A 20,879-nucleotide genomic window follows, 5' to 3' on the forward strand; every position below is an offset into this window, starting at 1 on the left:
GTGGGGGTCCTCACCAAATCAGGCGCGGGCTTCACTGCCCTGCTCGCCGCCACCTTCGTCGTCTTCCTCGGCTACGGCACGGTGCTGCCGATCCTGCCGCTGTTCCTCGACCGGGTGCTGGCGGTGACCACCCCTGGGGACGTATCGCGGCACACCGGGCTGCTAACGGGGATGTATACCCTGGCTTTGTTCGGCTTCGCCCCACTGTGGGGTAGTCTCTCCGACCGCCTGGGCCGTCGCCCCGTCCTGTTATGGGGGCTGGCAGGGTTTGCGCTGGCCATGCTGGGATTCAGCCTGACGCGCAACCTGCCACTCGCCTATGGAGTACGGGCCCTTGCCGGCGCCTTTGCGGCAGCAGTGATCCCGGTGGCACTGGCGCAGGCGGCCGAGTGTGACGATGCCACGCTCCGTGCTCGGCGATTTGCCTGGCTCAGTGCCACCGCCACCCTGGGCTTCTTGTCCGGCCCCATGCTCAGCGGCTGGCTCGCCAGCATTCCCATGGTGATGCCTCAATCCGACATGGTGCTCGGCGGGCCGGTGGCTTGGCCCTTCGTGGCCACGGCAGGATTCGCCGCAGGGGTGTGGTTGTTGACCTACCACCACGTTCGTGAACAGCCGGTACAGCGCTCTTCTTCCGACGCACCCGCTTCGGAGCCAGCGTCACCTCGGGCCGTCGGTGGCTTCCTGGCGCTTACGCTGCTGGCGATGCTCGGCCTGGGGGCCTTTGAGGTGGGCCTCAGCCTGCAGGGGCGGCAATCGATCGGCCTCAATCCTTTCAAGGTCGGTTTGCTGTTCACGGAGTGCAGCCTGGTGATGCTGGCGGTGCAGCTGCTGTGGTCGGCACACCCGCCGAAAGGACTCACCCCCGGCCACTTGATCGGCGGAGCCTTCCTGTTGATGGCCATGGGCATTCTTGGCCTCCCCTACGCCTCGGGCTTCTGGCAGGCAGTCGTCGTGGTTGCGCTGCTGGGGGCTGGATCGGGGCTGTTGATTCCGTTGCTCGCCTATCAGGTCTCCCTGGCCAGCGGACCGGCACAGGGTGCGGCGCTGGGCAAGCAGACCGCTTTGTCCAGCCTCGGGCAGGCCGTTGGGTCTGCCGGTGCCGGATTGCTGTTCGTGGGTAGTGCGCTCGGCACGTACTGGGGTCTTGCGATCGTGCTTTTCGTTACCGCTATCCTCACTTTCGTTATTCACTATCATCCTCGCGTGATAGCAATGGTTAGCCACACACCGCGTCAGGATTAAAGGCAGTATTTCATGGTGAAGACTGAATCTGACAACCTGGGCCCTGCACATACGTTTCCTGCTTTCTTCGATCTTGATGCATATCAATGGACGGTTAGCATCACTGGTCTAAGGTGAGAGAGCCACTTCTCAACAATTTGTCTGCCATTATGGCCAAGAGCCCACCGACACGCCGCCTCAGCCTTGCCCACGCCTTGCCGTGGCTGCGTATCGGTATGGCCGTACTGATGCTACTGGGTCTATTCCTGGTTGCGATTCAGTCTAACGCTCACCATGAGACCGGCTTCCTTCAGGGGAGCACACAGACCGGGCAACACCTCGACGCCCCCCGTGATACCCCCAACTGCCATCACGGTCATGGTACGCGCTACCTCGTCGGTGCCATGACGCATGTGCCGCAGCAGGACATCAAATTCGCGACTGTTCACCCCTCCTGGGGCGGTATGGATCCGACTCTTCGACTAATCGCCAGCACTGGTGTCCCACAAGCCCTGCCCGATCCTTCTCCGCTTCCCGTCTATCTGCTGACACAACGATTCAGATCCTGAGTCCTGGGTAACTTTCCACACCCCCAGTCGTTGTTGCATGAGATTGACCTGTGTGCAGCACACAGCCGAAATAATGCAAGCAAAGGGCCTGAATGGGCCCAAAAGCTCGCCAGGAGAACGATCATGAAGATTCGCAAGCACACTCTCGCCCTCGGACTCGCCCTAATACTCGGTGCCAGTGGTAGCGGCGTCGCCCTCGCCCAGAGCATGCCGACCAATCAGCCCGATCAAGGAAGCGGCATGATGAGCGGCAGCGGCGGTCAAGGTGACATGGGACCAGGCATGATGAGTGGAACGATGGGCGGCGGCCAGGGCGGCATGGGGCCCGGCAAGATGGATGGAATGATGGGCGGCGGCCAGGAAGGCATGGGGCCCGGCATGATGGGTGGAATGATGGGTGGCGGGATGATGCCCTGCTCGATGATGGGCGGCGCTGGCATGGGCATGATGCAGGAAATGCTCGAGCCGGAGCAGCGCGACGAGATGCGTGAACTGATGCAGGAACACCGCCCCACCCAGTTCGAGCGCATGGGACGCCTGATGAACCTGCGCGACGACCTGATGGCCGAGATGCACGGCGAACGCCCCGACGCCGAGGAGGTGAAGGCGCTGCACGGCCAGATGGCCGAGCTGCACGGCGAGATGATGGCCGAGATGGTGCGCATGCGAAATGCCATGCATGACCTCATGACCGATGAGCAGCTTCAGCAGCTGCAACAGGCGAAACCCGAGGGTGGTGTCGATCCCGACGACCACGACGAGCATCACTGACTCGCTTCGGTTGAAGCGCCAGAACGTCCGGGCGGCCACAGAAGAGCCGCCCCTTCGGCTTCGCCAGTAGGAGATACGGGATGAGAGACACCGTGACAAGAACGACCACCCTGACGGTACCCGGCATGGGCAGCGACCATTGTGCCGGTATCGTGCGCAAGACACTGGAACGCCTCGATGGGGTGGGCGATATCCAGACCAATATCGCCAGCCACCATGTCAGCGTGACCATCGAGGCAGGTGGGCCCGACGGCGACACCTTGAAGGAAGCCGTCGAGGGCGCCGGCTATGACGTGGCCGCCGTCAGTGGTGGTAGCGGCAAGCAAGAGGTCCGCCTGACCGTTCCCGGCATGGGATCGGATCACTGCGCCGGCATCATCCGTAGCACCCTGGAACGGCTCGAGGGGGTCGAATCGATCGACACCAATATCGCCAGCCATCGCGTCTTGGTCGCGGTTGCCGCCGATGGCCCCGATGGCGATACGCTCAAGAGCGCGGTGGAAGGGGCCGGCTACGACGTGGCCGCCGTGCAGACCGACGAGGCGGAGGACGCCGACAGCGACGCCGAGATCGAGGAAGCCTATCTGAGCCAGGCCCGCAAGCGGCTGATCATCGCCGCCGTGCCCACCACCTTGATCATGCTGCTGATGATGCCGCACATGTTCTGGCAGCCGATCCCGGGGTATCTGGCGCTCATCGCCGTGCTGGGCTTTCCGGTGGTGTTCCTCTACGGCGGGATCGCCACCCACAAGTCGACCTGGCGCTCGCTGAAGAACGGCACCTTCAACATGGATGTGCTGATCTCCATGGGCAGCCTGCCGCCCTACCTGATCGGTCTGGCTGGCTTCGTCTACCCCATGACCTCATTCATCGAGATGGCCGCCACCATCATGACCTTCCACCTGCTGGGGCGTTACCTAGAGGCACTGGCCAAGGGCCGCGCCTCCCAGGCCATCCGCCGCCTGATGACCCTGGGCGCCAAGACCGCACGGGTGGAGCGCGATGGCGAGGAGATCGAGGTATCGGTGAAGGAGCTTGCCCCGGGCGACATCATGATCGTGCGCCCCGGGGACAAGATTCCCACCGACGGCGAGGTGGTCGAGGGAGAGAGCCATCTCGACGAGTCCATCGCCACCGGCGAGTCGATACCGGTCTACAAGAGCACCGGGGACAGCGTGATCGGTGCCACCATCAACAAGGAGGGGCGACTTCGGGTCAAGGCGACCCGCGTTGGCGGCGATACCTTCCTCTCCCAGGTGGTGCGCCTGATCGATCAGGCCCAAGGCTCGCGGGTGCCCATCCAGGAATTCGCCGATCGCATGACCGGCCGCTTCGTGCCGGCGGTGCTGGCCATTGCCCTGGTGAGCCTCGCGGCCTGGGCACTGTTCCCGGATGCGTTGCGGCCGATCCTCGACTGGGGCGCGACCTTCCTGCCCTGGGTGAACCCCGAGGCCGCTACGCCGGTATTGGCGATTCTCGCTGCCATCGCTGTACTGGTCATTGCCTGCCCCTGCGCCCTGGGGCTGGCCACCCCCACGGCGCTAATGGTCGGCTCGGGCATCGGTGCCGAGCGTGGCATTCTGATCCGTTCCGGCGAGGCGATCCAGACCTTCAAGGACGTGAAGGTGATGGTACTCGACAAGACCGGGACCATTACCCGCGGCGAGCCGAAACTCACCGAGGCCGTCGCCGCCGAGGGCGTCGACGAAAACCGCCTGCTCACCCTGGCGGCAAGCGTGGAGAACGCCTCGGAGCACCCCATCGCCCGGGCCATCGTCGACGGTGCCCGGGAGCGCGACGTGAAACCCGGCGAGGTCAGCGAGTTCCGTTCCACTGGTGCGCGCGGTGTCTCGGGCAAGGTCGGCGAGGAGAGCGTGCTGATCGGCAACCGACGCCTGCTCGAAGAGGAAGGCGTGACCGGCCTCGAGGCCCTGGATGACGCCATGGGCGAGCTCGAGGGCAAGGGCCGCACCGTGGTGATAGTCGCCGCCGACGGCCAGGCACTCGGCCTGGTGGCCGTGGCCGATACCCTCAAGCAGGAGTCGGTGGAAGCCATCCGCGGCATGCACGACCTCGGCCTGCATGTGGTGATGATCACCGGCGACAATGAACGCGCAGCCCGCGCCGTGGCTGAAGAGGTGGGCATCGACGAAGTCCAGGCCGGCGTGCTGCCGGAAGGCAAGGTCGATGCCATCCGCGCCCTTCAAGAAAAACACGGCAACCACGTGGCCATGGTCGGCGATGGCATCAACGACGCCGCGGCGCTGAAGCAGGCCAACGTGGGTATCGCCATCGGCGCCGGCGCCGACGTGGCCATCGAGGCGGCGGACGTGACGCTGGTACGCGGCGAGCTCACTGCCGTGGTGGACGCCATGCACCTCTCCCGTGCCACCTTCGGCAAGATCGTCCAAAACCTGATCTGGGCCAGCGCCTATAACGTGGCCGCCATTCCCATCGCCGCCATCGGGCTGCTGCACCCCATGATCGGCGTCATCGCCATGACCACCAGCTCGCTCTCGGTGATCGGCAACTCGCTGCTGCTCAAACGGCGCTATGCCCGGGAGCAACCCCGCCGTGAGCCATCAACTGCAGCCCAATCGGACCAGTCCCCTGCCAAGGGAGACCTCTCATGACACAGCCACATCCCACCAAACGCCCCACAAGAGAGGCCGAGCCGCAGAAGGCACCATCACCACATGGCGGGGCGCTTCATAAATGGATGATGACCGCCTGCCTGGTGCTGATGGGAGGCGCTGTGCTGCTCTTCATGTGGCACGGCCAATCGCTTGCCAGCGGAGCCTGGCTGGTACTGCCGCTGGCACTCTGTCTCGGCATGCATTTCCTGATGCACCGTCATCTCGGGCATCATCACGGTGACCGGGATGAGTAACGTAACGCCAGCTGCCCTGCGGTGCCGATCAATATCGTGACAGAACGGCCCGTGTCATGTGCTCCAGAAGCTGTTAACGCCAGGAAAACGACCCACACCAACCGACAGGAGGCAAGCTGAAAAAGAGCCCATTGGCATCGGTGCCAGACATACGACACCGATGCCCTACTGGCCCTTTCTCATCCGGTCAATCGTCTCTGGCAGTGGCCATGCTCTTCCTTCCACCCACCTTCTTTCTGTTCTGATCAGGTCGGAGATCATATCAACATCGAGTGCATACCCCGCTGAGGTAACGTCCTCTACTTAGACGGATGGCTCTACCCGACGAAGGTAGGCGAGACGACAATGGCCAATCGGCAGGCCGCCGCCCAGTTCAGCAAGACCTCCCACAACAGCAGTTAGCCCAGAGCGTGTAGAGATCAAGAGTTCTCCTCCATCCCCAGCGTGGAAATGGTGATCCTCGAGGCGAGCTTTGTCCTGCCGCAAGCGGGTGCCGCCAACGCTATGGCGTTACCCTGCGAGACCCTGGGCGATCCTATGGCTGCCGGTCTTTCCCACTGTGTGCCAACTCGGCATAGATTCCGTAGCGCAGATCCTCCTCTTGGCTCTCCGGCTCGTCCGGCGGCGCTGGGGACAGCGCCATGATGCGACCGCTCGAAGCATCGAGCAGCCTCGCGAGCTGCCCATAGTCCAAGGCTATGCCTTCGCTGCCGAGTTGATCGAGGCGTGCGAGAGTGTCGGCCAGTGTCGACATATCATGCTTTTCCTCTCCCAGAGGAGGAAACACCTGCACGAGGGGCCGGCCGCTACCCAAGCCGATCTTGATGGGCTGATCGACAATCTGAACCTGGGTGCCGGCGGGTACGCGGTCGAAGATCGACTCGATATCTTCGGGAAACATGCGAATGCAACCTCGGCTTGCCCGCATGCCGATGCCATCCGGCTGATTGGTGCCGTGGATCAAGTAGCCATCGAACCCCAGGATAATGGCATGGTCCCCCAGCGGATTATCCGGGCCAGGAGGGACCACGCTTGGCGCCTCCTCTCCGCGCTCTCTGGCTTCTCGCTGTACCGACTCGGGTGGATACCAGGCGGGATTCTTGATGTTCATGGTGGTCTCGGTGACGCCGAGTGGCGTATCGAACCCCTCGCGACCGATACCGATGGGGTAAGTCTCGACGCGTGGCGTCTCACCATCGCCCACCTCCGGGTAGTAGTAGAGGCGCAGCTCGGCGATGTTGATGACGATACCGGTGCGCTCGGCTTCGGGCAGGATGAAGCGTCCGGGAATGGTCACCTCGGTACCCTCGCCGGGAATCCAGAGACTCACGTCTGGATTGGCGCGCACGATCTCCCTATACCCCAGGTTGTGTTGCCTGGCGATGTCGATCAGGGTCTGTTCCTGATCTGCCACCGATACGCGGTAGGTGTCACCTATCACGTTTCCCGTCTCGGGCAGCGGAAAATGGCCGAGGGTCCTCTTGTCCTCCTCCTGGGCCAGAACGAGGCCGGAAAATGCCAGCCAGCCGGCCAGCATCCCCACCAGTGTGCGCATTCGGAGCTGCCACAGTGAGGCCTGTCTCGCTGACCCGGAGTGAACTTTCGACAAAGGCATCATCCCCTCTCCTTTCGCCAGCTGGATTGTCATCCAGACCGACGTTTGTTGAATGACCAGCCAAGCAGCCTCAGCAGCCCGGTCAGCTATAATGTAACCTGGACGTTCGGTGTGAACTGAAGGGGGCTCGAACATCGGCAAGCGGAACACCCCGGTCGTGAACAGGCCCAGCAGGCTGGACACGATGCTGAAACCGAAAACGAAGAAGGCGCTTAGGATCAATGCCTCGAGCCACCTGTCAGCCTTTCCGGCACCCCGCCCGTGACTACCGACAGGTAGGCAGGCAGCAACGACAGTGTGCAAGGCAAAAAGATCAGACCACCGGCGAAAGCGCCAAGCAAACCGACAGACGAGAGAGATTCCAAGGCGTTACCACCTCCTAGGACAGGATGTCTGTCGCACTTTTGCCCCTGGCCCGTGGCCTGCTGCGACATTCAGTTGGACGTAAGGCATTCAGGATTTCGCAGAATGACGGATTTGGAAAGATCCAGTTCCGTGACAGAGAATTCGTGCGATACTCTCGCACTCCGCACCAGCGGAACGGGACTACCGGCCTCCTGTAGCCGGCTGATCGCTCGGCGCACGCTCAAGATGACTAAGTCGCCAACCTGCCCTCGCAGCCTCTGGATGAGCCTTACAGGATGTCGTTTCATCTCTCTTTCTCCCGATGGTCAGTATTACGGGATAAGCAACCGCGTGAACAGCTTGTCCCAACAGCCCCACCTCATTCAACTCATCTCCCCAGCTCGCCATGACATCCTTTGCCGTGCCCCCTTCGGCGGGCAGGTTCTAGTCTGACGCCACCTACGCACAAGCCTGCCGGCAGATGGTGACTTATTCACGTTTTGCCAATCGAGCGCATTCCCGGCAAAGCCGATGCAGGAAAACTTGAAACTTCAATGAGAATGAGTCTTCTCGTTTGAAGCAGAATCTCCTTTACGAGACAGAAAGAGCCGCTCGGAAAGCAAGATAGCCCCCATCACCACGAGAGCAACAATTAATACCAAATAATCTGTCGTAGCCTTTACCCAAAGGAAGCCTGCCAATACGACCATATCCAGGAATATTGCAATCACTAGCACAGTTGGGCTTGCATCAACCTCCTTGCGCAGATGACGCAACACTCCCCAATGGATACCTATATCCATAATCAAATAGAAAATGATGCCAAGCGCAGCGATACGACTAAGGTCAAAGAATGCCGTCAGAACTAAGCCAAGCACGACCGTATAGACCAGGGTATGCTTCTGGATACTTCCTGGCATATGAAAGTGACGATGCGGCACCAGCTTCATTTCCGTCAGCATCGCCAACATGCGTGAGACCGCAAATATACTGGCAATGATACCCCCCGCGGTGGCCAACATGGCGAGAATGACGGTGAACCAGACAGCGGCCTCTCCAAGAGCCGGCCGCGCAGCAGCTGCCAAAGAGTAATCCTTTGTTTCGATGATCTCGCTCAGCGACAGATTACTGGCGACAGCGAAGCCCACCAGCGCGTAGATCACCACACATAGGGCGATCGAGATCATGATCGCCCTGCCAACGTTGCGATGGGGATCTTCTATCTCTGAACCACTGTTGGTGATCGTCGTGAACCCTTTGAAGGCCAGGATCCCCAACGCGGTTGCTCCCAGGAAGCCTGCAAGAGACCCCTCGGGCGCCGACGCCGAGGTTTCCATGCCGACCGAGTCGGCGATGATGACACCGATGACCCCAAACAAGATGATCCCACCAATTTTTATGAACCCGAGTACCGAGGCAACACCCTGGATCATCTTGTTGGCGGAGAGGTTAAGTAAAAATGCAGATATCAGCAGCGCAACACCCAGCAAGGGGACAAGCAGTGACCTATCCCCCACATCGAAAAGCTCTAGCGTGTAGGACCCAAAGGTTCTCGCTAAGAAGCTTTGCGCTATCACCATGGAAAAATACATTAAAAGCGCATGAAAAGCGGTGGTCAGGGTCGGTCCATACGCTTTTTGGAGGTACATGCCAATACCACCAGCTGACGGGTAGGCATTGGACATTTTCACATAGGAATAAGCACTGAAGGAGACGATTAGTGCCGCCGACAAGAAGGCTAATGGGAAAAGCTCTCCCGTCATCTCGGCCATCTGTCCCGTCAAGGCAAAAATACCAGCGCCAATCATGACCCCGGTACCTAAGGCAATCGCACCAATTAGAGAAAGGCTATTCTGCTCATACTGTGGGGTTCTATCCATTGACTCCATCATCTCTCTCCTTGGGTCATGAAACAGGATCCTACTGAAAGGCCTCTTGACATTCCGACATTCGCCCGATAACGAAGAGTAGAGCATGCATTGACAAAATTGGGTCAAAGCGTAGAACCTATGTGCTACCCAATAGTCAAATATTTTCTTTGGTTACAACCTCAGATCCTAGCAGCTGACGGTACGACATCCACAGCATCAGCGGCGGCAAGATCAACCATTGGAGTAACGGCGAGAGGCCCGTGCCCAACCACGGAACGCGGGGCATTAGCGGTGCATACTCCCAGCGTTGACTGACTAGCGTCGCGTACCACTCCATCGCCACCGTGATACTGACACCCACCAGCACGAAGCCCAAGCACTCCTTGGTCCCATAGACCCGAAGCCAGTCACGACGTCGACGCCATACAGCCACCGACCAATACGCCATCAACGCGATTACCACATCGCCAAGGGCCGCCTGGGTACAAGCCTGCACAGCTTCCCAATGTGGCATCGCAGGCATGCCCGCATACAATGGAACCTGTAGAAACTCCCAAGGCAGATTCAGCAGAAAGGCAAAAAGCGCGACATGAAGCTCCGGGGCCGAGCGGAATACGCGTAGCTTCATGCAGCGTTCACCCCAAGGCTAGCCCGTGCGTGGTTATGCCTAGCACTCAATGGCAGCTCCAAGGCTCTTGCTTGGCATTGTCCTTCACATTCTGATCGACAAACCGATAATGCTCTTCCTTGAAGCGGTTCCACCAGTCATGACTGATTTCGACCGCATGTTTTTCGAGGATATCTTCAACACAGTCGAGGCAGAGACGTGAAGCATCATAGGCCAGGTGAAGCTTTCGTTTCTTTTCATCGAACGAAACACTGTCTAGCCCGTAGAGCTCATCTATATCCGAAACAGCCGCTTTCACCGCATCCAGATCGCGAGAGTCAAGTTTTAAGTGCCGTTTCACCAAGGTCGTTTCAGAGACTCCCAACCGATGCTTTTTGTGCGTCATGAGACTTCTCCTCGTACTGTAATATCGTTAACATCCTTCAATTGCTATCGCCATGTCTCCCATGGCACTTACCTAGCTCACAGACCCGTTTCAGCAACCAAGGTTTGCTGGCTACGACGCGCAGTGATGACCAGGAGCGCACCGGCTGCCAACATTGGTACCGTCAACAGCTGCCCCATGGTGAGCCAATCAAAGGCGATGAAGCCCAACTGAGGATCGGGCAGGCGTGCAAACTCCACGATGAAGCGGAAGGTACCGTATAGGAGCAGGAATAGCCCCGAGATAAGACCTTGCGATTGCGGTTTCCGTGACAGCCACCACAGCACGGCAAACAGCACCACACCCTCCAGGGCAAACTCGTAGAGTGCTGATGGGTGGCGCGGCTCGGAACCCAATCCCAACATGGGCGGGAAGACCATTGCCCAGGGCACGTCGCTGACCCTCCCCGGCAACTCGTGATTGATGAAGTTGCCCAGGCGCCCGGCACCCAGACCGATCGGCACCAGCGGTGCGATGAAATCGGTCAGCTTAAGGTAGGCCAGACGGCGACGTCTAGCGAACAGCCATGCAGCTATCAGGACGCCGGCAAGGCCCCCATGGAAACTCATGCCCCCTTCCCACACCTTGAACAACCACAAGGGGTTGGTCAGCACCTGATCGAGACCATAGAACAGCACAAAACCCAGGCGGCCTCCGATGATGACGCCCAGAGCGCCATAGAAGATCAGGTCACCGATATCATCGTGGGTCAGGCCGAGGCGGTGTGCTCGCCGCCGCCCCAGCCACCATGCGGCCGTCAGCCCCACCACGTACATCAGCCCATACCAGTGAAGCTGTACCGGTCCGAGCGATAATGCCACTGGATCGATTTGTGGGTACGCAATCATGGCGATTTCCTCACGACGTTCAAGCTTCTACGAACCGTTCGACGTTACGCCAGCGGGGTCGCGCATCGTCAAGCGTGATCCCTTATGACTCAGCATAGCCCCGAGGCCTGAATACAAGCTGAATCTGGGCTCACAACGCGCCAATCAATCTGGCGAGAGGCACCATCGCTGGCAATCCTCACATCAATAATACAAATAATCGTTCGCGTTAGGCTGGGTACCTTCAAGATACTGCATTCGCAACGTCTATAATGTGCCACCCAGCCTCGCCGAGCCTGTTAGCTAGGAATGGCTCACTCGACGGCATTTCCACAGATAGTAGACACAAGGCAATACCAGAAGCGTCAATATCACAGCACTCAACATACCCCCTACCATCGGAGCCGCAATGCGACTGACGACCTCGGAACCTGTGCCGGAGCTGTACATCAGCGGCAGAAGACCGGCAATCGTCGAGACCGACGTCATTATTACCGGTCTCACCCTCAGCGCAGCACCGTGCAGCACGGCGTGACGTAGTGTCTCCCGGCGGGGTTGTACTCCCTTGTATTGGCAGCGCTCGATCATCTGCTGATACGCCTGGTTGAGATACACGAGCATGATCACCCCGATCTCGACTGCCACTCCTGCCAGAGCGATAAACCCCACGCCCACGGCCACGGAGAAGTTATACCCCAGCAGGTACATCAGCCAGATCGCTCCTACCATGGCCAGCGGCAGCGTGCCCATGATGATGGCTACCTCACTGAAGCGCTTGAAGCTCATGTAGAGCAGGATCACGATGATGGCCAACGTGAAAGGCACCACATAGCTCAACTTCTCTTTGGCGCGCAACATGTATTCATACTGCCCGGACCACGTCACAGAATAGCCGGCGGGCAGCTCGAGCTCCTCGGCCACAACGTCCATGGCGCGCTGCACATAGGTGCCGACATCCACGCCTTCGATATCCACGAAGGTCCAGCCATTGGGACGCGCATTCTCGCTCTTGATCGCCGGTGGGCCGTCTTCCACGTAGATGTCCGCCACATCGGCTAGAGCGATGCGCTGCCCATTGGCGGTGACGATCGGTAGCTCGGCCAGTCGCTCGGGAGAGTCTCGGTAATCCTGTGGATAGCGCAGGTTGACCGGGTAGCGCTCCAGTCCCTCGATGGTCTGCGTGATGTTCCGACCACCGATGGCGGTCGCCACCACTTGTTGCACATCGGCAATGTTCAGGCCATAGCGCGCCGCCTGAGCGCGGTTGATATCGACCTTGATATAGCGCCCTCCGGCCACCCGCTCGGAGTAGATCGAAGCGGTACCAGGAACATCAGCAAGGATCGTCTCCAGCTGCTGCCCGATGGACTGAATCTGCTTGAGATCTTCTCCCCCCACCTTGATGCCCACCGGCGTCTTGATCCCGGTCGCCAGCATATCGATGCGCGTCGAGATGGGCATCACCCAGGCATTGGATACCCCCGGTATTCGCACCAGGCTGTCGAGTTCTTTCTTGAGCCTGTCGGTGGTCATTCCCTCTCGCCACTCTTCCCGTGGCTTGAGCTGAATGAAGGTCTCGATCATGGTCAGCGGCGCCGGGTCGGTCGCGGTATCGGCCCGTCCGATCTTGCCGAACACGGTATCCACCTCGGGCACACTGGCAATCAGTTTATCGGTCTGCTGAAGGAGCTCCCTTGCCTTGCCGATGGACAGCCCTGGATAGGTGGTGGGCATGTACATCAAGTCGCCTTCATCCAGGGGTGGTATAAACTCGCTGCCGATCTTGCTGACCGGCCAGAAGCCCACCAGGGTTATCGCCAGCACCAAGGCGATTGTCGTCTTCGGGAATCTCAATACTGCCTTGAGCACTGGCATATAGGCCCCAACCAGCAGCCGATTGACCGGATTCTTGTGCTCAGGCAGTACACGGCCGCGGATGAAGTAGCCCATCAGCACCGGAACCAGGGTGACCGCCAGCCCGGCACTGGCGGCCATGGCATAGGTCTTGGTGAAGGCGAGCGGTGAGAACATCCGCCCTTCTTGGGCCTCGAGGGTAAACACAGGCACGAAGCTGACCGTGATGATCAGCAAGCTGAAGAAGAGGGCCGGTCCCACTTCCACCGCCGAGTCGGCCACCACCTTCCAGCGGTTTTCAGTCGTCAGCGGTGTACGCTCCATGTGCTTGTGCAAATTCTCGATCTGTGGCGCGGCTCCTCGCGCAACTTCGTGCCCGACTATTTGATCCGACTCACCAATGGCAGGACCCTGGTGCTCGAGGTGAAGGGCCAGGACAGCCAGCAGAACGCCCAGAAGCGTGCCGCCATGGAGACCTGGGTCAAGGCCGTCAACGACCAGGGCGGCTTCGGCCAGTGGGCCTTCGACACCGTGTTCGAGCCAGCGCAGACGCGGGACGTCATCGAGAGGTACCTGTGAGAAGGAGCCGTTCAGGTTGGCCTATACCAGCTTGAACGGCTCGATATCGCGGAAGATGCCGGTCTTGGTCATGTCGCGGCGCAGGGTGAAGGCCCACGGCGACCTCCTTGTCGGTAGATGCAGACAGTCTTTCATTCTGCACTGCTGCGAGCCGTTGCTGAAGGCGGGGCACCGAAAGCGGCGTAAGAAACTGCAGATTCAGCAGGTTAGCAGCAGCTCTTTCTGCAGCGGTGGAGTTTTCTTTCTGCACGGCAGCCGTGTGCTCAAAGCGGCAGTGGTCCTGTCGAGCAGCACCGGTTCCCGGCAGCAACCCTTTGCCCTTTCCCCTTTGGGGGGTTCGCAATATGCTAACTTTTCGGGGCAAGCCCCTTCCCCTTGAGCCCCCTTCCCTTACTTCCCTTACTTCCCTTACTCCCCTTTCCGCCCTTTTGGAATTTTCACCATTTGCTGATGTAATACCACTAGGCCGAGCATCGAGGCGCTTGACAGAGTTAGGTGCAGCGGCAAAAATATACGCAGACTACGTACACCTCTATGAAAGCCACCTTTGTCGAGCTGCCAGCCTTCGAGCGGCATCGCTCCAGCCACTTTGACGACGCTGCGTTTCGTGCCTTCCAGAGCTTCTTGCTCAGGAACCCAGCTGCGGGAGACGTCATCCAGGGCACAGGAGGGCTGCGCAAGGTACGGTTCAGCGACCCCAAGCGGCAGAAGGGCAAACGGGGCGGTGTTCGCATCATCTACTACTGGTGGCTGGGTGGATCCCAGTTCTGGCTGTTCACCCTGTACGACAAGGATTCACAGGATGACCTGACGCCAGCCCAGCGTAAGACCCTGAAACAGCTGCTGGATGCGGAGCTCAACGCGAGGACATGACCATGGGCCGTAATATCTTTGACGAGCTCGTCGAGGGCTTTGATGCTCTGGCGGATGAGCGCCAAGGCAAGCGCACGCTGCGCTCTCACTCCGTAGCACTGGAGGAAGTCCCCGATATCACGGCCGGTGAGCTCATCGCGCTACGCGAGAAGCTGCATATGTCTCGCCCGGTGTTCGCCATGTACCTGCGTACCAACCCCAGGACACTGGAGAACTGGGAGCAAGGGCGCGCCAAGCCCAATGCTCAGGCCAAGACCTTGATTCGGCTCGTACAGAGGTACCCCGAAACCATCGAACACTTGGCATCGCTCAATTGACCCAGGTAGAGGGGTTCCATCATAGGGTCTATGCTTAAGATCTGATATTCCCAGGGAGGGAGGCCCATGGTGCTGAAATCACTCCTGACCCGAGCCGTCGCAGCTGGCAAGCAGGCACATCGCCAAGATCAGCAGGACGGCTGGTCCGATGGCTGGCACACTCGAGCAAGTACCACGGAGGTGCTGCGCGTACTGCGCGACTCCACCGCCGATGCGGCCAAGTCTACTGCCCAAACTGCCACCACCCAGGAGGGGTGGCGACGACTTGCTCGTGGAGCGGGGAAGGTGGTCGGTGGTGCGGCCGTGGTGGCCGGTGGCGTGGCTCAGGGAATGCTCCAGTCGGCGTCTGTGGATTCTGAAGAGGCAGAAGAAGTGAAAGACGGCTGGAGAAGCGGCCATGCAGGCTATGGCTATTATATCGGCGAGTGGCGGATGGATGAGGACGAAGACGATTATCATGGAGGCAGGTCATAACCCCAATCCATGCCGACATACCTTAGGCTGGAGTTAGGCAAGCCTGTCACAGCTTCCCGCCCGATGAAGTGGCCTGAGCCTTCTGACCGCCGGACTTGCCAGCACTCTGTGCATCACCACTACCTTGGCGTAAGCCACTGCCAACGGCACTCCCAACCCGCATTCCAGCCCAACTCAGTACTCCTACCCATAGCGTCGGTAGCGCCAGAAACATCATCCCCTCCACGAACTGCAGCACCATGCGGTCGTAGAGGTTGTTGGCGGCGGAGAGCCAGCTCAGCTTGGCGGCGTCGCTGCGGTAGAGCAGGTCCACCAGGTTCGAATTGATCCAGCGGGCGAGCTCCCACCAGAAGGTCAGAAACCACATGGCGAAGAGCCCGAAGGTGGCCATGCCAGCGACCTTGAAGCTGTAGCTGGAGATGACCATCACGAAGGGTAGGCAGATGATGATGGCCATCACCAGGATGCCCTGCACCATCGGCAGCGCCTGCTTGAGCATGTCCATGCCGGCCTGGAACGGGAGGATCGACAGGGCGCCGCCTATGGCCGAACCGGCGGTGACGGTGGCATCCCAGAAGCTGCTACCACCATCCAGCCCCCGAAAGCCCACCACCGCCTGATCCAGGTTGCCGCTAGCCGCGCCGGAGCGAGGGCTCACCAAGCGCCGAATCACATAGTCCTCGGCGTCGCTGCCGGTGAAGACGCTGCGGAAGCCATCCCAGAACCCCGCGCCCACCTCATCATGCAGCCGGGCCCTCAGGCCTACGCTCTCGGCTGACCACCACTCCTGGCAGGAGGGATAGCCGGGCAGGCCGGGGCCGGTGTTGGGACGGGAGACATCCCGGTCGGCATCGTAGGGGAAGCCAGCGATGGGCCGCCCGGCGTAGAAGCTGTCGTAGTAGCCGGGCGTGGCCTGGAAGTAGTTCGAGCCGATCCAGTCCACGTCCATGGCGCGGGTAGACTCGATGGTCCCGCCCTCCTGCAGCAGCCGGTTGCGCGCCGGGCCAAAGCACTGGCGCTGGAACTCGCCAACCTCCTGTTGCAGCCCCGGATCTTCGACGCTGTGCAGGTCCAGCTCCATGCGGATGGACTCGAAGTCCGTCGAGCAGGGAATGGCGTGAATCGCCGCGGCGGTGAGCCCGTGGGACACCGCATGCACGCCCGCCCACCACAGCGGAATCCTCGCCTGCTGGCCACCGATCGAGCTCTCGGTCGCGCCGAACGCCCCCTCGGACCAGCCGCCAGCGGCGAACTGGCGTGTGCCGCACTCCAGCGAGCGGCTCTCATCGATATCGGCGGTGGCCAGCTGGACCTGCAGCAGCGGCAGGCAGGTGAAGGCGTAGGCCAGGATCATGGCATAGAGCCGGGTCTCGATGCGGTTGACCGTGAGGATGCCCTTGGTCCCCGCCTCGTCGCCCTCCTGGCGGGCCTTAAACCACTCGGAGAGCACCAGGGTGATGAACGGCACCGCGGCGATGCCGGTGCCGACCATGACGTGCCAGATGGCGTTGTTGATGATCCAGCCCAGCAGCGTCATGGCGTTGGCGAAGTAGTCGAACACCACCAGCGGCGCGGTCAGCAAGCCCCCCATCAGGCACCTCCCAGCTGGTTGATCAGGTTGGTGACTTCCAGCAGGACCAGGATGCCCAGTGCCATCAGCTCGAGCCGGCGGAGCTTGGCAAGCGCCTGTCGCCCGTCGTCGCGATCTCGGCGCAGTCGCACCACCGCCCGGGGGCGCACCTTGCGCCACCAGACCAGAGCCAGCGCGGCGTAGAGGCTCAGCCGCCAGGCCAGCAGCCACGGCCAGGCGGTCTGCCAGGCACTATGGTGGGCCTCGAGCCCTCCCAGCAGCCTCACGCTGACGGCGAGAATGGCGCCGCTCAGCAGGAACATGACGACCAGCACGGCCATGGCGAGCAGCAGCGACGGCCAGCGGGCCGGGTTCATCCAGGAGAAAGCGCGTCGCGTCATTCGTCGCTGCCCTCCTCGCCGGCAGGGCGGCCGCGGCCGTCCAGGGCCGCATCCGGCCTGAAGGTTTCGCCCTGCGAGGCCCCATGGCTGCGCCGGGCAGCCCGCTCCAGGGCGATGCCGGCAGCGCTGTTGCCCAGCGCCTGGCGGATCTCCATCTCGGAGCGCAGCGACTCGATATCCCGATCCAGGGCCACCAGCTTGCGATCCAGCGCCGACATGCCCTGCTCGTTGTCGGCGATGCCCGGATCACTGCTGCCGGCCAGCAGCAGCCGGCGCGCCCACAGCGCCTTGGTCAGGGTTCTGGCCAGGGCCATCTCACCGCTCAGGCGGTGGATCAGCAGCGAGGCCTCGGGGTCGCTGCGCAGCGACTCGATCACCCCGCGGGAGACGGTCAGGCCATCGCCGGCGGAGACCTGGCGCAGGTTGTCCGGCGTCAAGGGATCGCTACCGTCGATCAGCCTCAGCAGCTTACCGTAGACCTCCTGCTGCTCACGTTCCAGTTCACGCACCAGGCCACTACCGGCCTGGGTCTCGCTGCGCTCGCAGCCGTCGCAGGTACGAATCGACTGTTCGCCGATCACGGTCTGGGTCCACTCGGCGGCCTCTTCCGGGCTCTGCCACACCGTGCACATGCCACCCAGGCAAGACCCCGAACCACCGCCGGTACCTGAGCCGCCCGCACCGGAAGAGGCCGACAGCCCACCGCCGCCGATCCAGGTACCCTCGTTGGTGGCCACCGATCCCCAGCCGCCTCCGCCACCGGCGATGGGGGCCGTGCTGGTGGTATCGGTACGGCCATGCAGCAGGTTGTAGCCGGCGCGTGCGGTGTCCTCTACCACACGAATTGGCGCCTGACCCTGGCCACCGCGGTGCTGGCCACCCACCCAGGTCACGCCCTGGTTGCCGCCCGACTGGTCGACCTGCTCCTGCGCCGCGACGACATCGGCGTTGGACTGGGCCGCGCTCTGCCAGCTCTCAGCCATGGCCACCTGCTGCCATCCCTGGCCAGTGACCATATCGGCCATGCGCTCGGACATCTTGCGGCAGGACATCGACGCCCGGTCGAAGTCCACCCGCCCCTGCAGCACCCCGTTACTCAGCAGGTCGTAGAGCCCGGGGTTGGCTCGCTGAATGATCATGGCGGGCAGCGAGGCCACGGCGCCCTGAGCGTTCTGGACCACCGTCCCCATCAGGTTCTGGAAGCCATTGGTGATGCCGTTGAGCTGGTTGGAGACCGTGGCGCCGATATCGAAGTTGCCGCAGGAGGCGTTCATGTTCCAGCTGATGCCGATGCCGCGGCTGTTGGGGTTGTAGCCCCGGCCAGCGGAAACGCTGAAGGGAGAGGCACCACCAACCTGGTAATAGAGCGCATCGGCAGACTGCGCCTGGGCTTGGGTCGACAGCAGCCCCACCACCAAGGCGCCTGCCAACGGCATGAGGATGACGCACCGCATACGAGATCCTTTCATCGTCCTCTCTCCTTCAGGGGACTGCGTAGAGCAGGGTCTGCCCACGACGCTTGCAGCAGCGATAAGGGCGCCACAGTGACCAGGCGTAGTCACCGCCCGTGTCCAGGCGGTCGCTATAGGTGTCGGCCACGCTGCGGTCCGGCCACACCCGGCAGGATTTGCTCATGCTGGGCGTCAGGCGCTGCCAGCGATGGGTGGTGGCATCGCCCTCCTTGACCGGCCCGGGCGGCCAGTAGCCGTCACGGGCAGTAGCCACCAGTGGTGTGTAGACGTGGGGCTGCCCGGTGCGGGTGACGATGTCGGCGGAGCGCTGGGCGATGGTCGCCGCGGTTTTGTAGTCATGCACCTGGGTCAGAAAGCCGCTGCGCGGATAGACGTTGCCCCACAGGTCGCCGGGCTGGCCCAGCTCACGCATGCCGGGCGTCAGGGCTTCGGGGTAGAGCGACTCGGGGATCCCGCTGCGCCACGCCAACGCATCCAGGGTCGAAAGGTGGTAGGGCTGGAAAGGCGTCGCTGCCCCAGCGCACGACATGCCGAAGGCGCTGGCGAAGCTGCTGAAGGCACCGCCGGCGGGGTGGCCGATGGCGTTCACGTTCTTGAAGCGCAGGTGCTCATGTCGCTCTTGGTTGCCATCCGAGGTGCTTTGCCCGCCTGCCAAGGCATCGCCCAAGGGTGGCGAGAGGGTGGCCACCTCCCGCCAGGGGTTGTCGCCGGTGTTCTCGTAGCTGGAGACCACTAGCTCGGGGACGTAGTGGCGCACCTGGACCGAGGTGCGTATCGAGCAGCCCGACCAGGAGCAGTTGAGCCAGACGCAGATGCCGATGACCTGATAGTCCAGGCACTGAGTAGAAATCGACGACGCGACGATCTCTGGCGTCGTCAGGGCATGGGCGGGCCTGTCCGCCACACCAAGACTCAGCAACGCACCGCCCAACAAGGGCCCGAGGATCTTGAAGCGCATCATTGGCGCCCCTCCTGCCGCAGTAGACGCTCGGCTTCTCTCAGCGCCGCGGCCACATCCGGCTGGCCGTAAATCACATGGCGGCCATCGATCACCACGGCGGGGACTTTCTCCACACCCAGCTGCCAGGCCCTGGCTAGCCCGAGATAGCTATCGGCATAGCGGTCGGCAGTCTCCTGCCACTCAGGCGCCGCCATGCCCTCGCGCATCAAGGCCTCCGCGAGTTCAGGATCAGCAGGAAGGTCTTGCGACAACTCTGCATCCAATCGGCCGGGCGCATCGAGTTCGATGACCGCTACACCAGATGGCACATTGATGACCGGCTGTCCGGAGATGGTAAAGACTTCGGTGGTCTGCTCTGCGAGTGCGGGGCCTGCCAGGCAGGCAGACAGCCCAAAGGCAATCAGCCAGCGCCGTGGGTGGTGTCTCTCCATGCGTGCCACTCCAGTAGTACAAGGAATGAGCACAGCATTGCCGAGTACATCAAGAGAGACAGCAAGAAATGTTAATTCCGTTTAGAGATATTTTCTGGAGCCGTCATCAAAGGCCAACGGATCGGGTTATCGCTATCGCAGCCAAACTCATCATGTTTAAATGACGAGGAACATTGAATCATTCCCGAACCACCACCATAATATTCCCCAACACTCACCCACCGCGAGGAAGTCCATGTCCATTCTCAACACCTACATGCAGAAAGAACAGCAGCTTAAGCAACTCCAGGAAGAGCTCGACAAGCTGAAGAACGATGATCGCCTCAAGGCCGAGCTGGAGTTCAAGGACAAGCTCGAGGCCCTGATGCGCGAGTTCGACAAGTCAGCCGCCGATGTCATCAAGCTGCTGAACCCACAGCCGGCTGCTGCCAAGGCCTCCGGCACCACGAGCACCGGCCGCGCCAAGCGCAAGCTAAAGACCTACAAGAACCCCAACACCGGCGAAGTCGTCGAAACCCGCGGCGGCAACCAAAAGACGCTGAAGTCGTGGAAAGACGAGTACGGTGCCGAGACGGTTGAGGGTTGGCTGGTGAGGACTGAGGATTAATCAGCCCCACCCTACTTGTTTCCCCAACAGGCAGGGCAGATGTCGGCCAGAATCGAAACTTGGAATTTTTCTTATGCACTATTTTTATGCATGCGCAAGGACCTGGCGGTCTCAATGAGCAAGTGCAACACCTGATCGATCAGGTACGCTATCGCTATGACTCATTGCTACCACCA

19 protein-coding genes and 1 pseudogene are annotated in these 20,879 nt (G+C 61.1%); 9 read left to right on the forward strand and 11 right to left on the reverse strand.

Annotation, left to right across the window (positions count from 1 at the left end; all coding sequences use genetic code 11):
• The 4 genes from RBB39_RS20435 (at position 1) to RBB39_RS20450 (ending at position 5,454) form a co-directional block, all read left to right on the forward strand.
• Positions 1–1,245, forward strand: a complete 1,245-nt coding sequence (locus RBB39_RS20435) for an MFS transporter (RefSeq protein WP_045995029.1) — start codon at positions 1–3, stop codon at positions 1,243–1,245.
• Between the two features lie 671 nt (positions 1,246–1,916).
• On the forward strand, positions 1,917–2,564 hold the full coding sequence (locus RBB39_RS20440) for a Spy/CpxP family protein refolding chaperone (RefSeq protein ID WP_306169367.1): 648 nt from the start codon (positions 1,917–1,919) through the stop codon (positions 2,562–2,564).
• Positions 2,565–2,644: 80 nt separating this feature from the next.
• Positions 2,645–5,197, forward strand: a complete 2,553-nt coding sequence (locus RBB39_RS20445) for a heavy metal translocating P-type ATPase (protein WP_045995017.1) — start codon at positions 2,645–2,647, stop codon at positions 5,195–5,197.
• On the forward strand, positions 5,194–5,454 hold the full coding sequence (locus RBB39_RS20450) for a DUF2933 domain-containing protein (RefSeq protein ID WP_157033146.1): 261 nt from the start codon (positions 5,194–5,196) through the stop codon (positions 5,452–5,454). Before RBB39_RS20445 ends, RBB39_RS20450 begins: the two co-directional genes overlap by 4 nt.
• Before the next feature lie 535 nt (positions 5,455–5,989).
• On the opposite strand, the gene RBB39_RS20455 is transcribed toward RBB39_RS20450, so the two are convergent.
• From RBB39_RS20455 to RBB39_RS20480, 6 genes and pseudogenes are all read right to left on the reverse strand, one after another.
• Positions 5,990–7,291 carry a L,D-transpeptidase family protein gene (locus tag RBB39_RS20455; RefSeq protein ID WP_371931887.1) on the reverse strand — a complete coding sequence of 434 codons (1,302 nt, stop codon included), beginning with the start codon at positions 7,289–7,291 and terminating at the stop codon, positions 5,990–5,992.
• 674 nt (positions 7,292–7,965) lie between these two features.
• Positions 7,966–9,306, reverse strand: coding sequence for an APC family permease (locus RBB39_RS20460; RefSeq protein WP_045995018.1), 1,341 nt, complete (start codon positions 9,304–9,306; stop codon positions 7,966–7,968).
• Between the two features lie 133 nt (positions 9,307–9,439).
• Positions 9,440–9,913, reverse strand: a complete 474-nt coding sequence (locus RBB39_RS20465) for a hypothetical protein (RefSeq protein ID WP_045995019.1) — start codon at positions 9,911–9,913, stop codon at positions 9,440–9,442.
• A gap of 46 nt (positions 9,914–9,959) precedes the next feature.
• A complete protein-coding gene (locus tag RBB39_RS20470; protein ID WP_045995020.1) occupies positions 9,960–10,298 on the reverse strand; it encodes a hypothetical protein in 339 nt (112 codons plus the stop codon).
• A gap of 77 nt (positions 10,299–10,375) precedes the next feature.
• The gene (gene lgt / locus RBB39_RS20475) at positions 10,376–11,185 is read right to left on the reverse strand and encodes a prolipoprotein diacylglyceryl transferase (RefSeq protein WP_045995021.1); all 810 of its coding nucleotides are present in this window, start codon (positions 11,183–11,185) and stop codon (positions 10,376–10,378) included.
• Positions 11,186–11,467: 282 nt separating this feature from the next.
• Positions 11,468–13,378: pseudogene (locus RBB39_RS20480) on the reverse strand (efflux RND transporter permease subunit); the annotation flags it as partial.
• Between RBB39_RS20480 and RBB39_RS20485 the strand changes: the two are divergent.
• From RBB39_RS20485 to RBB39_RS20500, 4 genes are all read left to right on the forward strand, one after another.
• Positions 13,349–13,597: a hypothetical protein gene (locus RBB39_RS20485; RefSeq protein ID WP_045995022.1), complete on the forward strand. Its 249-nt coding sequence runs from the start codon at positions 13,349–13,351 to the stop codon at positions 13,595–13,597. The pseudogene RBB39_RS20480 and the gene RBB39_RS20485 sit on opposite strands and share 30 nt — an antisense overlap.
• Positions 13,598–14,131: 534 nt before the next feature.
• Positions 14,132–14,470: a hypothetical protein gene (locus RBB39_RS20490; RefSeq protein WP_045995032.1), complete on the forward strand. Its 339-nt coding sequence runs from the start codon at positions 14,132–14,134 to the stop codon at positions 14,468–14,470.
• Between the two features lie 2 nt (positions 14,471–14,472).
• On the forward strand, positions 14,473–14,787 hold the full coding sequence (locus RBB39_RS20495) for a DNA-binding transcriptional regulator (RefSeq protein WP_071211161.1): 315 nt from the start codon (positions 14,473–14,475) through the stop codon (positions 14,785–14,787).
• Positions 14,788–14,853: 66 nt separating this feature from the next.
• Positions 14,854–15,261, forward strand: a complete 408-nt coding sequence (locus tag RBB39_RS20500) for a hypothetical protein (protein ID WP_045995024.1) — start codon at positions 14,854–14,856, stop codon at positions 15,259–15,261.
• 46 nt (positions 15,262–15,307) lie between these two features.
• Here the strand turns inward: RBB39_RS20500 and RBB39_RS20505 are convergent, their stop codons facing one another.
• From RBB39_RS20505 to RBB39_RS20525, 5 genes are read right to left on the reverse strand one after another with little or no spacing between them, the layout of a single operon-like run.
• Positions 15,308–16,852, reverse strand: coding sequence for a conjugal transfer protein TraG N-terminal domain-containing protein (locus tag RBB39_RS20505; RefSeq protein ID WP_052704546.1), 1,545 nt, complete (start codon positions 16,850–16,852; stop codon positions 15,308–15,310).
• Positions 16,852–17,232 (reverse strand): hypothetical protein, encoded by a 381-nt coding sequence (locus RBB39_RS20510; protein WP_052704547.1) that lies wholly within the window; start codon positions 17,230–17,232, stop codon positions 16,852–16,854. Before RBB39_RS20510 ends, RBB39_RS20505 begins: the two co-directional genes overlap by 1 nt.
• A complete protein-coding gene (locus RBB39_RS20515; protein ID WP_052704548.1) occupies positions 17,229–18,701 on the reverse strand; it encodes an integrating conjugative element protein in 1,473 nt (490 codons plus the stop codon). Before RBB39_RS20515 ends, RBB39_RS20510 begins: the two co-directional genes overlap by 4 nt.
• A gap of 13 nt (positions 18,702–18,714) precedes the next feature.
• Complete coding sequence (locus RBB39_RS20520; RefSeq protein WP_045995025.1) at positions 18,715–19,665, reverse strand: TIGR03756 family integrating conjugative element protein; 951 nt, start codon at positions 19,663–19,665, stop codon at positions 18,715–18,717.
• Positions 19,662–20,096, reverse strand: coding sequence for a TIGR03757 family integrating conjugative element protein (locus RBB39_RS20525; RefSeq protein WP_045995026.1), 435 nt, complete (start codon positions 20,094–20,096; stop codon positions 19,662–19,664). The genes RBB39_RS20520 and RBB39_RS20525 overlap by 4 nt, the downstream gene beginning before the upstream one ends.
• Positions 20,097–20,331: 235 nt before the next feature.
• On the opposite strand from RBB39_RS20525, the gene RBB39_RS20530 reads away from it, so the two are divergent.
• Positions 20,332–20,703 carry a histone-like nucleoid-structuring protein, MvaT/MvaU family gene (locus tag RBB39_RS20530; RefSeq protein WP_045995027.1) on the forward strand — a complete coding sequence of 124 codons (372 nt, stop codon included), beginning with the start codon at positions 20,332–20,334 and terminating at the stop codon, positions 20,701–20,703.
• The last annotated feature ends 176 nt before the right edge of the window (positions 20,704–20,879 follow it).

Source organism: Halomonas sp. MMSF_3323 (assembly GCF_030733595.1).
Lineage (GTDB): Bacteria > Pseudomonadota > Gammaproteobacteria > Pseudomonadales > Halomonadaceae > Halomonas > Halomonas litopenaei.

Excerpts from the sequence above, each read along its gene's own strand:
- RBB39_RS20440 (WP_306169367.1), top strand. The coding sequence starts at position 1,917 with ATGAAGATTCGCAAGCACACTCTCGCCCTCGGACTCGCCCTAATACTC.
- RBB39_RS20445 (WP_045995017.1), top strand. The coding sequence starts at position 2,645 with ATGAGAGACACCGTGACAAGAACGACCACCCTGACGGTACCCGGCATG.
- RBB39_RS20450 (WP_157033146.1), top strand. The coding sequence starts at position 5,194 with ATGACACAGCCACATCCCACCAAACGCCCCACAAGAGAGGCCGAGCCG.
- RBB39_RS20460 (WP_045995018.1), bottom strand. The coding sequence starts at position 9,306 with ATGATGGAGTCAATGGATAGAACCCCACAGTATGAGCAGAATAGCCTT.
- RBB39_RS20465 (WP_045995019.1), bottom strand. The coding sequence starts at position 9,913 with ATGAAGCTACGCGTATTCCGCTCGGCCCCGGAGCTTCATGTCGCGCTT.
- RBB39_RS20470 (WP_045995020.1), bottom strand. The coding sequence starts at position 10,298 with ATGACGCACAAAAAGCATCGGTTGGGAGTCTCTGAAACGACCTTGGTG.
- lgt (WP_045995021.1), bottom strand. The coding sequence starts at position 11,185 with ATGATTGCGTACCCACAAATCGATCCAGTGGCATTATCGCTCGGACCG.
- RBB39_RS20490 (WP_045995032.1), top strand. The coding sequence starts at position 14,132 with ATGAAAGCCACCTTTGTCGAGCTGCCAGCCTTCGAGCGGCATCGCTCC.
- RBB39_RS20495 (WP_071211161.1), top strand. The coding sequence starts at position 14,473 with ATGGGCCGTAATATCTTTGACGAGCTCGTCGAGGGCTTTGATGCTCTG.
- RBB39_RS20500 (WP_045995024.1), top strand. The coding sequence starts at position 14,854 with ATGGTGCTGAAATCACTCCTGACCCGAGCCGTCGCAGCTGGCAAGCAG.
- RBB39_RS20505 (WP_052704546.1), bottom strand. The coding sequence starts at position 16,852 with ATGGGGGGCTTGCTGACCGCGCCGCTGGTGGTGTTCGACTACTTCGCC.
- RBB39_RS20510 (WP_052704547.1), bottom strand. The coding sequence starts at position 17,232 with ATGACGCGACGCGCTTTCTCCTGGATGAACCCGGCCCGCTGGCCGTCG.
- RBB39_RS20515 (WP_052704548.1), bottom strand. The coding sequence starts at position 18,701 with ATGAAAGGATCTCGTATGCGGTGCGTCATCCTCATGCCGTTGGCAGGC.
- RBB39_RS20520 (WP_045995025.1), bottom strand. The coding sequence starts at position 19,665 with ATGATGCGCTTCAAGATCCTCGGGCCCTTGTTGGGCGGTGCGTTGCTG.
- RBB39_RS20525 (WP_045995026.1), bottom strand. The coding sequence starts at position 20,096 with ATGGAGAGACACCACCCACGGCGCTGGCTGATTGCCTTTGGGCTGTCT.
- RBB39_RS20530 (WP_045995027.1), top strand. The coding sequence starts at position 20,332 with ATGTCCATTCTCAACACCTACATGCAGAAAGAACAGCAGCTTAAGCAA.